Genomic DNA, 12383 nt, shown 5'->3' on the forward strand with positions numbered 1-12383 from the left:
CGACCGCACGGTTCGCCCGGTGGGACGGACCGTGCGGACGTTAGGGTCGACGGATGACCGCTGCACGCGCCGAACGCGCCGCTCTCGTCGAGACCCTGCGCCTGTCCGGGCCGGACGCGCCCACCCTGTGTGAGGGGTGGGCCACGCGGGACATCACCGCACACATGGTGATCCGTGAGGTACGGCTCGACGCCGCGCCGGGGATCCTGCTGCCGCCGTTGGCGGGATACACCGAGCGGGTACAGAAGGGCTATGCCCGCCGGGACTGGACCGCGCTGGTCGACCAGCTGGCGTCGGGGCCGCCGTGGTACTCGCCGCTGCGCCCGCTGGACCGGTTCGTCAACGCGGCGGAGATGTTCGTCCACCACGAGGACGTCCGTCGGGCGGTCACCGGCTGGACCGTCCGACCGCTGGACCCGGACCTGACCGCCGCCCTGCGACGCCCGTTGCCGTTGATCGCCAGGAAGAGCCTGGGCTCGGCGCCCGCGCGGGTGGAGTTGCGCACCCCCGACGGAGACACGGTCACCACGGTCGGTTCCGGCCCGTCGGTCACCATCACCGGGGAACCGGGTGAGTTGCTGCTGTTCGCGTTCGGTCGTGACGAGGTCGCCTGCGAGTTCACCGGGGACGACGCCGCGGTCGCCGCGGTCAAGGCCTCCGACCGGAGCGCATGATCCGACTCGGCGGGCCGATCACCGGCGCGCCGGTCGGGTCACAAAAGGGACACGCCCCCGGTAACCAGTGAGGCGCGCGAGGCTTATGTGACGGATGCGGTTTATCCTGAGCGGCATGAGCCCCAAGTCCACGGCCCGCGGCTCCACTGCGGCCGCGAAGCGCACCTCGTCGGGGTCGTCCACTCGGCGTGCGGCCGGAAAGACCGGTTCAGCGGCGTCGACGGCCCGTTCGCGGTCGGCCTCGGCGGCGAGCAGCCGCTCCACCGGTTCCCGTTCCACCGGGTCGCGCGCGACCGGGCGCACCGCCGCGAAGCGGTCGCCGGCGTCGACACGCTCCACCGGTAGGTCACAGACCGCCCGCACGGCGGCGATGACGCCGACCGACGACGCCCCGCACGGCTCGGTCGTCCGATCGGTCGGTCGTGGTGTCGGGGCCGGGTGGCTGATGATGGCCCGTGGCGTCGGGGGCATGGCCAGGGTCGGATCGTCACCGAGTGGTGGGCGTCGCGCGGCCGGTGCCGCCGTCGACGACCGCTACGACGATCTCGAGATCCCCGACCTCGATCTCGACGACGACGAGCCCGCCTCGGCCGCGGCGGCCGCACCGTCGCCGGAACACACGCATCGCCGCGACGGGGTGGCCCTGGCGTTGATCGCCGCGGCCATCCTGATCGGTGCCGGGGTCTGGTTCCACGCCGCCGGTCCGATCGGCGCCTTCGTCGACACCGTGGTGCGCTCGATCGTCGGGCAGGCCGCGCTGCTGGTGCCCGTGGCGGCCGCCGGGCTGGGCATCGCCCTGATGCGGCGTGGACCCAATCCGGCGCAGCGCGGTCGGCGTATCGGCACCGCGCTGTTGATCGGGTTGCCCGTCCTGGGCCTCTGGCATCTGGTGGCAGGCGCGCCCGTGGCGTTCGACGGGCGCCTGAGGGCCGGTGGCTTCCTGGGTTTCGCCGCCGCCGGACCGCTCACGAGCGGGTTGACCGTGTGGGTGTCCATCCCGATCCTGCTGCTGTGCATCGTGTTCGGTGTGCTGCTCGGGCTGCGGATGACCGTGCGCGAGGCGGTCGACCGTGCGCGGGACTATCTCGGGATCGGCCGTCTGCACGACGATCTCGACTATCCCGACGACCTGGGCCCGGAGCGCTACGACGACGACCGCTACGCCGACGATCTCGCCGGTGCGCCCTACGGCGACGACCCGTACGCGAACTACCCGCCGGACGACACGGTCTCCGACGTCGCACCGACCACGCGGCTGCGTCGCCGCGGTGGCGTCACCGCGGGCGATGCGCTCACCGAACCCCTCATCGACGACGGTGTCCGTGCGGCCCCGCCTGCGGAGGCCGCGCAGCCCACCGAGGTGGTCGCCCGTCGACCCAGGCGTGCCGCCGCCACCCCCAAGAAGGCGGCCCCGACACCGGTCGCACCGGTCTCCGACGACTTCGAGGAACTGGTGGAGCGCGCCGTCGAGGGCGACTACCGGCTGCCGCCGGCGTCCCTGCTGATCGACGGCGACCCGCCGAAGATGGGCAGCGCCGCCAACGACGACATGATCGACCGGATCACGGCGGTGCTCGAACAGTTCAAGATCGACGCCGCGGTCACCGGCTTCACCCGGGGACCCACGGTCACCCGGTACGAGGTCGAACTCGGCCCCGGCGTGAAGGTCGAGAAGATCACCGCGCTGGCCCGCAACATCGCCTACGCGGCGGCCACCGACAACGTCCGTCTGCTGGCCCCGATCCCGGGCAAGTCCGCGGTGGGCATCGAGGTCCCCAACTCCGACCGTGAGATGGTCCGTCTCGCCGACGTCCTCAAGGACCCCTCGACCCGCAAGGATTCCCATCCGCTCGTCATCGGCCTGGGCAAGAACATCGAGGGCGAGTTCGTCAGCGCCAACCTGGCCAAGATGCCGCACCTGTTGGTCGCGGGTTCGACCGGTTCGGGCAAGTCCAGCTTCGTGAACTCGATGTTGGTGTCGCTGCTGACCCGGGCGACGCCCGACGACGTCCGGATGATCCTCATCGACCCGAAGATGGTGGAACTCACGCCGTACGAGGGCATCCCGCACCTGATCACACCCATCATCACCGAACCCAAGAAGGCCGCCGCCGCGCTGGCCTGGCTGGTCGAGGAGATGGAGCAGCGCTACCAGGACATGAAGGCCTCTCGAGTCCGTCACATCGACGACTTCAACTCCAAGGTGCGGTCGGGCGAGATCACCACCCCGCTGGGATCCGAGCGTGTCTACCGTCCCTACCCGTACATCCTCGCCATCGTCGACGAGCTCGCCGACCTCATGATGACCGCGCCGAAGGACGTCGAGGACGCGATCGTGCGCATCACCCAGAAGGCCCGTGCCGCGGGTATCCACCTCGTGCTGGCCACACAGCGGCCCTCGGTCGACGTCGTCACCGGTCTGATCAAGACCAACGTCCCGTCGCGTCTGGCGTTCGCGACCTCGTCGCTGACCGACTCACGCGTCATCCTCGACCAGCCGGGCGCGGAGAAGCTGATCGGCATGGGTGACGGGCTGTTCATCCCGATGGGGGCCAACCGTGCGATCCGCATGCAGGGGGCGTTCATCACCGATGAGGAGATCTCGGCGGTCGTCGAGTTCGCGAAGGAACAGGGCGATCCGCAGTACCAGGAGGGCGTGACCGCGCAGAAGGTGTCCGACTCGAAGGACATCGACGGTGACATCGGCGGCGATCTCGACGACCTGCTGCAGGCGATCGAGCTCGTCGTGAGCAGCCAGTTCGGGTCGACCTCCATGCTGCAGCGCAAACTGCGCGTCGGATTCGCCAAGGCGGGCCGCCTGATGGACCTGATGGAGACCCGCGGGGTGGTCGGCCCGAGCGAGGGATCCAAGGCGCGCGAGGTGCTGGTGAAGCCGGAGGATCTCGCGGGGGTCATCGCCTCGATCAACGGCGGCGTGGCGGGCGGCGGCGAGACCGACTGAACGCGTCCTGACGGATTTGTCCGAAGCCGAAAGCCCCTGACCTGTGCATGTGGCAGCACTCTCGGGCCAAAGGTAAAGTAAATTTTGCTTTCGAGGGGAGTATCCCTGTCGCGGCGATCTCGTCAATACGTTCGTCATCGGACCGGTGCCATCACCGGGACCATGTGACGTTCCGGGACGTCGGCCGAGTGGTCATCCACACGGCGGGAGAGACCTCTGGCACCCGTGTTCGGTCAGCTGGAGGATTTACCGTATGAACGTGTCCGCGACAACCTGGATCATCACCCTCGTGGTGATCCTCGGGTTGTTCATCTTCGACTTCTTCGCCCATGTGCGCACACCACACGCCCCGTCGCTCAAGGAGTCCGGAGCCTGGTCGGCGGTCTACATCACGATCGCGCTGATCTTCGGTGGCTTCGTCTGGTGGCAGTGGGGCGGGACCTACGGCGGTGAGTACTACGCCGGCTTCATCACCGAGAAGGCGCTGTCGGTCGACAACCTCTTCGTGTTCGTCATCATCATGGCGAAGTTCGCGGTCCCCCGCGAGTACCAGCAGAAGGTGCTGCTCCTGGGCATCGTGATGGCCCTGGTCATGCGCGGTGGCTTCATCGCCGTCGGCGCCGCCGCCATCAACGCCTACAGCTGGGTGTTCTACCTGTTCGGCGCGTTCCTCATCTACACCGCCGTCAAGCTCATCCGTGAGGCCACGGCGTCGGAGGACGACGAGGAGGAAGGCGACAGCGCGATCATGCGCTTCGTCAAGCGCTATCTGCGCACCACCGACGAGTACAACAGCGACAAGCTGTTCACCAAGATCAACGGCAAGCGACTGGCGACCCCGATGCTGATGGTCCTCATCGTCATCGGCTTCACCGACGTGCTCTTCGCGCTGGACTCGATCCCGGCGATCTACGGCCTGACCACCGAGCCGTACATCGTCTTCACGGCGAACGCGTTCGCCCTGATGGGTCTGCGTCAGCTGTTCTTCCTGCTGGACGGACTGCTCGATCGCCTCGTGTACCTGTCGTGGGGTCTGTCGATCATCCTGGGCTTCATCGGTGTGAAGCTCGTGCTGCACGCACTGCACGAGAACACGCTGCCGTTCCTCAACGGTGGCGAGCACATCACGGTGCCGGAGATCTCCACCGGACTGTCGCTGAGCATCATCGTCGGTGTCCTGGTGATCACCACGGTGGCCAGCCTCATCAAGGCGAGGTCGAACGACAAGAAGGAACAGCACGAGGTCTCGAACAGCTGATCGGCTGCTCGGACCACGCCGCGGACCCCGCCCACCCCTCACGGTGGTGCGGGGTTCGCCCGTCTCAGGGGGCGAGTGGCCCGAAGAGCGGCTTCCACTCGGTGACCTGTGTGCCCGCGATCGCCTCGACGCCGTGGAACGGGTCATCGGTCAGGATGACCGCGAGCGCATCGGCGTCGTCGGCGCGGAAGATCAGCAGGGCGCCACTGCCGTCTGGGTAGGGGCCGGACTCGAGGACGGTGCCCTCGTCGACCAGCCGGGCCAGCCACGCGCGGTGCTCGGCGCGGTGCTCGTCGCGCAGGTCGGTGGTGGTCGCGGAGTACGTGTACTCCACCGCGAACACGGTCATCGTGGTGTTCTCCGTTCCCCGGCGTCGCCGGCGGTGGGTCGACAGGGCTAGAGCGCGGCGATCATGCGGGTGTTGCCGAGGGTGTTCGGTTTGACGTAGCTCAGGTCCAGGAACTCCGCGACACCGGCGTCGTACGAGCGGCACATCTCCTCGTAGACCTCGGCGGTCACCGGCGTGCCGTCGATCTCGGTGAACCCGTGGCGGGCGAAGAAGTGGGTCTCGAACGTCAACACGAAGACGCGGGTCAGTTGCAGCTCGCGCGCCACGTCCATGAGCCGGGCGACCAGCCGGTGGCCGATACCGCGGCCGGCGTAGGAGGTGTCGACGGCCACGGTGCGCACCTCACCGAGGTCGGCCCACAACACGTGCAGGGCACCACATCCCACGATCACGCCGTCGATCTCGGCGACCCAGAACTCCTGGACGGCCTCATACAGCGTGACGAGGTTCTTCTCCAGCAGGATCCGGCCCGCGTACTGGTCGATGACCTCTTTGATGCGCGGGACGTCGGAGGTACGAGCCCTGCGAACCACCATGTCGGTGCCGGCGGAGTCATCGTCTGCCATGCGAGCACAGTAGTACGGTCGCGCCGGTTCGAGACACGTGGCCACGTGCAGGTGGACCTGCGCGGCCGGTCGGGGTGATACCCCGATATTCTGACCGAGTGGGTGATCTGCGACGCATCGAGGCGCGACCGCGATGTCGTGACGCCGCGGCATCGGTACCCGTTCGCGGCGGGATCGCACCATGACCGATCGCCTGCGGAACTCGATGAAGCCGACCGACGCCGATCCCATCGCCGATCCGGTCAGCAACGTGCCCATCGTGAACATCGCCAACATCCTCACCGTCTTCCGCATCGTGTTGGTGCCGGTGTTCCTCGCCGCGCTGTTCGCCGACGGCGGTCACAACCCGTGGTGGCGGGTGGCGGCCTGGGCCGTGTTCGCCCTGGCGGCGATCACCGACCGCTACGACGGACGGATCGCCCGGCAGCGAGGCCTGATCACCGACTTCGGCAAGATGGCCGACCCCATCGCCGACAAGGCCCTGATCGGCTCGGCGCTGGTGGCGCTGTCGCTGCTGGGCGACCTGAACTGGTGGATCACCGCACTGATCATCGCGCGTGAGGTCGGGGTGACGCTGCTGCGGTTCTGGGTCCTTCGCCACGGGGTCATCCCGGCCAGCCGCGGCGGCAAACTCAAGACACTGCTGCAGGTCGTGGCGATCGGGCTCTACATCCTGCCGCTGCCCGGACCGCTGCACTGGGTGGCCGTCGCGGTGATGGTCGCGGCCATCGTGGCCACCGTCATCACCGGCTTCGACTACGTCTGGCGGGCGGTCCGACTACGGGCCGAGGGCTCGGCGCGCGCACGCCGAGCCGGCTGAGCCCCACCGCACGCCACGACCCACCAGCTCATCCGGGCGACCGCGCGCACATTCCACTAATCTCGGCAGCACCGTAGAACGTCGGACGGGATCGGGAACTGTATCGACACCCGCCGCGTTGAACCCGGAGTACGTGAGGAGGACTCAAATGGCAGTGCTACTTCGTGAGGCTCTGGGTGGCAGTCTGCGCCGGGTCCGGACGGATCAGGGGCGCACTCTGCGCGAGGTGTCCAGCAATGCGCGGGTGAGCCTCGGGTATCTCTCCGAGATCGAGCGGGGCCAGAAGGAGGCGTCGAGCGAACTGCTCGCCGCCATCTGCGACGCGCTCGACGTGGAGATCGCCGAGGTGCTGCTCGACGTCGGCAACTCGCTCAAGCTGCGCACCACCATCGCCGAGGACACGCGCGTCGTGATCCCGGCCCCCACCGACACCTCGACCCTCACCGCGGCCTGACGGCCGGCCCGAGGCTCGAGGGCGACCGTCCTCCCATGAGCCGGCCGGTGCGGCGGTGTGTGTCGGTCACGGCCACGCCCGGGTGGCGAACGGCTAGATTGGTGCCAAGCAGATCCGTCCGTGGATCGGGGCGGGGCCTCCGATCCGGCAATCGAGAGATCGAGGAACCAATGGCAAACCCATTCGTGAAGGCCTGGCGGTACATGATGGCGTACGGCAACGCCACGATCGACGAGAAGGCCGACCCCAAGATCCAGATCCAGCAGGCGATCGAGGACGCGCAGCGTCAGCACCAGGCACTCTCGCAGCAGGCCGCCGCCGTGATCGGCAACCAGCGCCAGCTCGAGATGAAGTTGAACCGTCAGCTCGGTGAGGTCGAGAAGCTCGGCGCCAACACCCGGCAGGCCATCACCCTGGCCGATCAGGCGACCGCCAACGGCGACACCGCCAAGTCGCTCGAGTACAGCAACGCCGCCGAGGCGTTCGCCGCCCAGTTGGTGACCGCCGAGCAGAGCGTCGAGGATCTCAAGAACCTCCACGACCAGTCGCTGCAGGCGGCGACGCAGGCCAAGAAGGCCGTCGAGCAGAACTCGATGATGTTGCAGCAGAAGCTCGCCGAGCGCACCAAGCTCCTGAGCCAGCTCGAGCAGGCGAAGATGCAGGAGCAGGTGTCGTCGTCGCTGCAGCAGATGAGTGAGTTGTCGGCACCGGGTAACACCCCCAACCTCGAGCAGGTCCGCGAGAAGATCGAGCGTCGCTACGCGACGGCCCTCGGGTCGGCAGAGCTGTCCCGCAACACCGTCGGTGGCCGGATGATGGAGGTCCAGCAGGCGACGGTGCAGATGGCCGGGCACTCGCGTCTCGAGGAGATCCGCGCGAAGATGGCGAACGAGGCGATCGCGGGTCCGAGCACCTCGACCCCGGCTGTCGAGCAGGGCAACCCGGATCTCCGTAAGCGCCCTGAACAGGCCTGACGCACGTCGACCACCCCGTCAGGGTGATCCCTGATCTTTCCCCCGTCTTCGCTCCACGGCGGTGACGCGGCGCCGTCGCGCTGCCACGCTGGATGCATCGGGCCGGTATCGGACCGGCTCGGGCAAGGAGAGATGTCATGTGGTGGAAGATCGCGCTCGCAATCCTCGTGGTGTGGTTGTTCTTCGGTCTGATCGTGGCGGCGGTCAAGGGTTTCGTCGCCATCGCGATCGTCGGCCTGATCGCCGTCGGCGTGGTCACGGTGGTGAAGTGGTTCAGTCGATCGGGTGAGTCGCCCGAGAAGGTCTCGGGTCCGCCGACGATCTAGCGGGAGCTCCCGGAAGGAACGCATCGGTGCGGATCGCGATCGTGGCAGGACCCGATGCGGGACACGCCATCCCGGCGATCGCACTCGCCGGACGCCTCGTCGCGGCGGGGGAGACGGTCACGGTGTTCACCGGCACGGCCTGGCTGCCCGGGAACGGACCGACCCGGCCGATCCCCGATGGCGTCACGATGGCCGAGCTGCCCGGTCTCGACGTGCTCGACACCGACGACGACGCCGATGCCGGCGAGAAGTTGAGCATCCGCGCGGCGCGGATGTGTATCGAGCTCACCCCGGTGCTGCGGGCCGATCCGGTCGATCTGGTGGTCTGCGACGTGATCACCGTCTGCGGTGGATGGGCCGCCGAGCGTCTCGGCGTCCCGTGGATCGAGTTGTCGCCGCACCCGCTCTACGAACCGTCCGTCGGCCTGCCGCCGATCGGCAGCGGACTGGCACCGGGCACCGGCCTGTCGGGCCGGCTGCGGGACCGCCTCATGCGCGCGGCGACGACACGCTCACGAACGCAGGGGGATCGGCAGCGGGGAGCTGCGCGCGAATCGATCGGACTACCCGCCGCATCCCCGGGGCCGGCGGCGCGACTCGTCGCCACACTCCCCGCGCTCGAGGTGCCCCGACCGGACTGGCCGGCCGACGCCCACGTCGTCGGTCCGCTGTTGTGGGAGCCGACCCGACAGGTGTTCACCCCGCCGACCGGATCGGGTCCGCTGATCGTCGTCGCGCCGTCGACCGCCACGACCGGCGTCGCCGACCTCGTCGACGTCGCCCTCGAGGCCCTCGATCCCGTACACACCGGTGTCGCCGTGCGTGTGGTCGTCTCCGCCCTGCGACACGGCACCGCGACGTTGCCGCCGTGGGCGGTCGCCGGGACGGGCCGCCAGGATGCCCTGCTCGCGCATGCGGACCTCGTCGTCTGCGGTGGGGGACACGGGATGTTGGCCAAGTCGTTGCTCGCGGGCGTACCGGTGGTGACCGTCCCCGGCGGCGGTGACCAGTGGGAGCTCGCCAACCGGGTGGTCCGACAGGGCAGCGGCGCGCTCGTCCGACCGCTCGAAGCGGAGACCCTGCGGGCGGCGTGCCTGACGATCCTGGCCGATCCCGATGCGGCGGACGCGGCACGCCGTGCCGCCGACGGCGCGACCGGTCTCGCCGACCCGGTCGCGGTGTGCCGATCGGTGATCGACGACTAACCTCGACGGCGATGCGTCTCACCGAGTTCTCCGAGCTGATGGCGACCGAGTTCGGCAGCCTCACCGCCGATTCGATGCTGCGCGACCACGTCCTGATCGACTTCGGCGGTCGCACGGGTGCCGAGGCGCTCGAGGCCGGCATCGATCCCAAACAGGTCTGGGTCGCCCTCTGCCGCGAGTTCGACGTTCCCCGCGAACGCTGGTGAGGTCCGCCGGTCGACCCTCATGGGTCGGATCGGCGGCCACTCGGCGTGTCACGGCGTCACCTGCTTGCATCGAACAGATGTTCGCCTAGTCTGGGGTTGTTCGAACACGTGACCTCCACCGAGGTGACCGCCGGATCTCTCCACAGATGCTGTTCATCCACAGCACGGCGTGAGGATTTTCCGCCGCTGTCGGTGGCCCGGTTTAGCGTGACGCACACCGACGATCGCAGCGGCGATCCGCAGGCCACCTCATGCCGATGACCATCGGTGGAGAACAACCACCGATGAACCGATGATCAGGAGACACCCCATGGCAGGATCGCAGGATCGCGAAAAGGCGCTGGATCTGGCGCTGGCGCAGATCGACAAGAACTTCGGCAAGGGCTCGGTGATGCGCCTGGGCGACGAGGTCCGTGCGCCGATCGAGGTGATCCCCACCGGGTCGATCGCACTCGACGTCGCGCTGGGTATCGGCGGGCTGCCCCGCGGCCGCGTCGTGGAGATCTACGGACCGGAGTCCTCGGGTAAGACCACCGTCGCCTTGCACGCGGTGGCCAACGCCCAGGCCAACGGCGGTATCGCCGCCTTCATCGACGCCGAGCACGCGCTCGACCCCGACTACGCGCAGAAGCTCGGTGTCGACACCGACGCACTGCTGGTGTCGCAGCCCGACACCGGTGAGCAGGCGCTCGAGATCGCCGACATGCTGATCCGCTCCGGCGCGTTGGACATCCTGGTCGTCGACTCCGTCGCGGCGCTCGTGCCCCGCGCCGAGATCGAGGGCGAGATGGGCGACAGCCACGTCGGCCTGCAGGCACGTCTGATGAGCCAGGCGCTCCGCAAGATCACCGGCGCCATGAGCAACTCGGGCACCACGGTGATCTTCATCAACCAGCTGCGCGAGAAGATCGGCGTCATGTTCGGTTCGCCGGAGACCACCACGGGCGGTAAGGCGTTGAAGTTCTACGCGTCGATCCGTCTCGACATCCGTCGTATCGAGACCCTCAAGGACGGCACCGACGCCGTGGGCAACCGCACCCGCGTCAAGGTCGTCAAGAACAAGGTGTCGCCGCCGTTCAAGCAGGCCGAGTTCGACATCCTGTACGGCCACGGGATCAGCAAGGAGGGGTCGCTGATCGATCTCGGCGTCACCGAGGGGTTCATCCGCAAGTCGGGTTCGTGGTTCACCTACGAGGGCGATCAGCTCGGGCAGGGCAAGGAGAACGCCCGCAAGTTCCTGCTCGAGAACGTCGACGTCCGTGACGAGATCGAGAAGAAGATCAAGGAGAAGCTGGGTATCGGTGCGGTCCTGACCGCCGACGACACGGTCCCGGCTCCTGCCCCCATCGACTTCTGATCCTGCGCACACCATGACGGACCGGGATGTCCGCGCGCGTCTCGACGACGCGACCCGCGAGATCCTCGCCCGCACCGAGCAGACCACCCTGCCGACGACGCCGAACCCGGCGGCGTCGGCAGGGCCGTCTCCCGGTGCGCAGAGCGGCGGGGCGACCGCATACGACAGCGCCCTGCGGCTGCTCGGTGTCCGGGCCCGTAGCCGACACGAGCTCCGGACCCGACTGCTCGACAAGGACTTCGAGCCCGCCGAGGTGGACTCGGTTCTCGACCGGCTCGCCGGCGTCGGTCTGGTCGACGACCGCGATTTCGCCCATCAGTGGGTCCGTGCCCGACACACGTACAGTGCCAAGGGACGTACCGCCCTACGCCACGAACTGCGCACCAAGGGAGTCGATCCCGGCATCATCGCCGAGGCGGTGGGCACCATCGACGACGACGATGAGCGCGCCCGTGCCGCGGAGTTGCTCGACAAGAAGATCGGGCGCGTTCCGATCGACGCACTCGACGACCGCGCCGAACGCGACAGACATCTCCGGCGGCTCGTCGGCATGCTCGCCCGACGCGGTTACGGTCCCGGTATCGCGATGGAACTGGTCCGCACCGCGCTCGACGAGCGCCGCCGCTGCTGAGAGCCCCGGCGCCCGTCGTCGGCCGGGCTCACTTCTCGACGGCCACACCCGGGATCGCGTCCTGCGCGGTGGGCAGGTCGTCGGACTTGGCCCGTTTGCCCTCGCGGAGTCGGCGTTCGACGTTCGTGGCGAGCGTCGAGAGGGTGAAGTTGATGATGATCATCACGATCGCCACCACGACCAGCGCCGGCAGGTAGTTGCCGTAGTACGACGCCGACTGGATGCCGGACCGGACCACCTCGATGTAGCCGATGGCGTATCCCAGCGCGCTGTCCTTCAGCGCGATGACCATCTGCGAGATGAGCGCGGGAAGCATCGCGGTGACCGCCTGGGGGAGCAGGATCAACCGCATCAGCTGGGACTTGCGCAGCCCCAACGAGTTCGCGGCCTCCGCCTGCCCCGACGGCAGAGAGTTGATACCCGACCGGATGATCTCGGCGATGACCGAACCGTTGTAGAGGGTCAGGCCGGTGACCACGGCGGCGAGTGCGAGCTGCTGTGACGGGAACACCGCATACTGGGCGAACAGGTAGTAGGCGAAGATCATCAGGATCAGCACCGGGATGGCCCGGAAGAACTCGACGACACCGCCGGAGAGCCA

General features: G+C 68.2%; 15 protein-coding genes. 11 read left to right on the forward strand and 4 right to left on the reverse strand.

The window, feature by feature from the left end; all coding sequences use genetic code 11:
- Positions 1 to 53 precede the first annotated feature (53 nt).
- Positions 54 to 674, forward strand: a complete 621-nt coding sequence (locus JHC79_RS14430) for a TIGR03085 family metal-binding protein (RefSeq protein WP_296391941.1) — start codon at positions 54 to 56, stop codon at positions 672 to 674.
- A gap of 18 nt (positions 675 to 692) precedes the next feature.
- Here the strand turns inward: JHC79_RS14430 and JHC79_RS14435 are convergent, their stop codons facing one another.
- Entirely contained in the window at positions 693 to 1013 is a 321-nt protein-coding gene (locus tag JHC79_RS14435; RefSeq protein WP_296391943.1) for a hypothetical protein, read from the reverse strand.
- Between the two features lie 31 nt (positions 1014 to 1044).
- On the opposite strand from JHC79_RS14435, the gene JHC79_RS14440 reads away from it, so the two are divergent.
- Both JHC79_RS14440 and JHC79_RS14445 read left to right on the forward strand, forming a co-directional pair.
- On the forward strand, positions 1045 to 3636 hold the full coding sequence (locus tag JHC79_RS14440) for a DNA translocase FtsK (protein ID WP_296391945.1): 2592 nt from the start codon (positions 1045 to 1047) through the stop codon (positions 3634 to 3636).
- A gap of 253 nt (positions 3637 to 3889) precedes the next feature.
- Entirely contained in the window at positions 3890 to 4894 is a 1005-nt protein-coding gene (locus tag JHC79_RS14445; protein WP_296391946.1) for a TerC family protein, read from the forward strand.
- A 64-nt stretch (positions 4895 to 4958) separates the two neighbouring features.
- Here JHC79_RS14445 and JHC79_RS14450 read toward each other — a convergent pair whose 3' ends face one another.
- Together JHC79_RS14450 and JHC79_RS14455 are read right to left on the reverse strand one after the other, a co-directional pair.
- Entirely contained in the window at positions 4959 to 5243 is a 285-nt protein-coding gene (locus JHC79_RS14450) for a YciI family protein (protein ID WP_296391948.1), read from the reverse strand.
- A 47-nt stretch (positions 5244 to 5290) separates the two neighbouring features.
- A complete protein-coding gene (locus tag JHC79_RS14455) occupies positions 5291 to 5809 on the reverse strand; it encodes an amino-acid N-acetyltransferase (RefSeq protein ID WP_296391951.1) in 519 nt (172 codons plus the stop codon).
- 181 nt (positions 5810 to 5990) lie between these two features.
- Between JHC79_RS14455 and pgsA the strand changes: the two genes are divergently transcribed.
- From pgsA to JHC79_RS14495, 8 genes are all read left to right on the forward strand, one after another.
- Positions 5991 to 6629, forward strand: coding sequence for a CDP-diacylglycerol--glycerol-3-phosphate 3-phosphatidyltransferase (pgsA, locus tag JHC79_RS14460; RefSeq protein WP_296391953.1), 639 nt, complete (start codon positions 5991 to 5993; stop codon positions 6627 to 6629).
- Between the two features lie 148 nt (positions 6630 to 6777).
- Complete coding sequence (locus JHC79_RS14465) at positions 6778 to 7083, forward strand: helix-turn-helix transcriptional regulator (protein ID WP_296391955.1); 306 nt, start codon at positions 6778 to 6780, stop codon at positions 7081 to 7083.
- 170 nt (positions 7084 to 7253) lie between these two features.
- Positions 7254 to 8057 carry a PspA/IM30 family protein gene (locus JHC79_RS14470; protein WP_296391956.1) on the forward strand — a complete coding sequence of 268 codons (804 nt, stop codon included), beginning with the start codon at positions 7254 to 7256 and terminating at the stop codon, positions 8055 to 8057.
- Between the two features lie 137 nt (positions 8058 to 8194).
- Positions 8195 to 8383, forward strand: a complete 189-nt coding sequence (locus JHC79_RS14475) for a hypothetical protein (RefSeq protein ID WP_296391958.1) — start codon at positions 8195 to 8197, stop codon at positions 8381 to 8383.
- Between the two features lie 26 nt (positions 8384 to 8409).
- Positions 8410 to 9588, forward strand: a complete 1179-nt coding sequence (locus tag JHC79_RS14480; protein ID WP_296391960.1) for a glycosyltransferase — start codon at positions 8410 to 8412, stop codon at positions 9586 to 9588.
- Positions 9589 to 9599: 11 nt separating this feature from the next.
- Complete coding sequence (locus JHC79_RS14485) at positions 9600 to 9794, forward strand: DUF3046 domain-containing protein (RefSeq protein ID WP_296391962.1); 195 nt, start codon at positions 9600 to 9602, stop codon at positions 9792 to 9794.
- 310 nt (positions 9795 to 10104) lie between these two features.
- Positions 10105 to 11151, forward strand: a complete 1047-nt coding sequence (gene recA, locus JHC79_RS14490; protein WP_296391964.1) for a recombinase RecA — start codon at positions 10105 to 10107, stop codon at positions 11149 to 11151.
- Between the two features lie 13 nt (positions 11152 to 11164).
- Entirely contained in the window at positions 11165 to 11782 is a 618-nt protein-coding gene (locus JHC79_RS14495; RefSeq protein ID WP_296391967.1) for a regulatory protein RecX, read from the forward strand.
- Positions 11783 to 11810: 28 nt separating this feature from the next.
- Here JHC79_RS14495 and JHC79_RS14500 read toward each other — a convergent pair.
- Positions 11811 to 12383 (reverse strand): ABC transporter permease subunit (locus tag JHC79_RS14500; protein ID WP_296391969.1); only part of this gene is annotated, 573 nt, incomplete at its 5' end.

Origin of the sequence: Williamsia sp. (assembly GCF_016462415.1) — a bacterium.
Lineage (GTDB): Bacteria > Actinomycetota > Actinomycetes > Mycobacteriales > Mycobacteriaceae > Williamsia_A.

Excerpts from the sequence above, each read along its gene's own strand:
- JHC79_RS14430 (WP_296391941.1), top strand. The coding sequence starts at position 54 with ATGACCGCTGCACGCGCCGAACGCGCCGCTCTCGTCGAGACCCTGCGC.
- JHC79_RS14440 (WP_296391945.1), top strand. The coding sequence starts at position 1,045 with ATGACGCCGACCGACGACGCCCCGCACGGCTCGGTCGTCCGATCGGTC.
- JHC79_RS14445 (WP_296391946.1), top strand. The coding sequence starts at position 3,890 with ATGAACGTGTCCGCGACAACCTGGATCATCACCCTCGTGGTGATCCTC.
- JHC79_RS14450 (WP_296391948.1), bottom strand. The coding sequence starts at position 5,243 with ATGACCGTGTTCGCGGTGGAGTACACGTACTCCGCGACCACCACCGAC.
- JHC79_RS14455 (WP_296391951.1), bottom strand. The coding sequence starts at position 5,809 with ATGGCAGACGATGACTCCGCCGGCACCGACATGGTGGTTCGCAGGGCT.
- pgsA (WP_296391953.1), top strand. The coding sequence starts at position 5,991 with ATGACCGATCGCCTGCGGAACTCGATGAAGCCGACCGACGCCGATCCC.
- JHC79_RS14465 (WP_296391955.1), top strand. The coding sequence starts at position 6,778 with ATGGCAGTGCTACTTCGTGAGGCTCTGGGTGGCAGTCTGCGCCGGGTC.
- JHC79_RS14470 (WP_296391956.1), top strand. The coding sequence starts at position 7,254 with ATGGCAAACCCATTCGTGAAGGCCTGGCGGTACATGATGGCGTACGGC.
- JHC79_RS14475 (WP_296391958.1), top strand. The coding sequence starts at position 8,195 with ATGTGGTGGAAGATCGCGCTCGCAATCCTCGTGGTGTGGTTGTTCTTC.
- JHC79_RS14485 (WP_296391962.1), top strand. The coding sequence starts at position 9,600 with ATGCGTCTCACCGAGTTCTCCGAGCTGATGGCGACCGAGTTCGGCAGC.
- recA (WP_296391964.1), top strand. The coding sequence starts at position 10,105 with ATGGCAGGATCGCAGGATCGCGAAAAGGCGCTGGATCTGGCGCTGGCG.
- JHC79_RS14495 (WP_296391967.1), top strand. The coding sequence starts at position 11,165 with ATGACGGACCGGGATGTCCGCGCGCGTCTCGACGACGCGACCCGCGAG.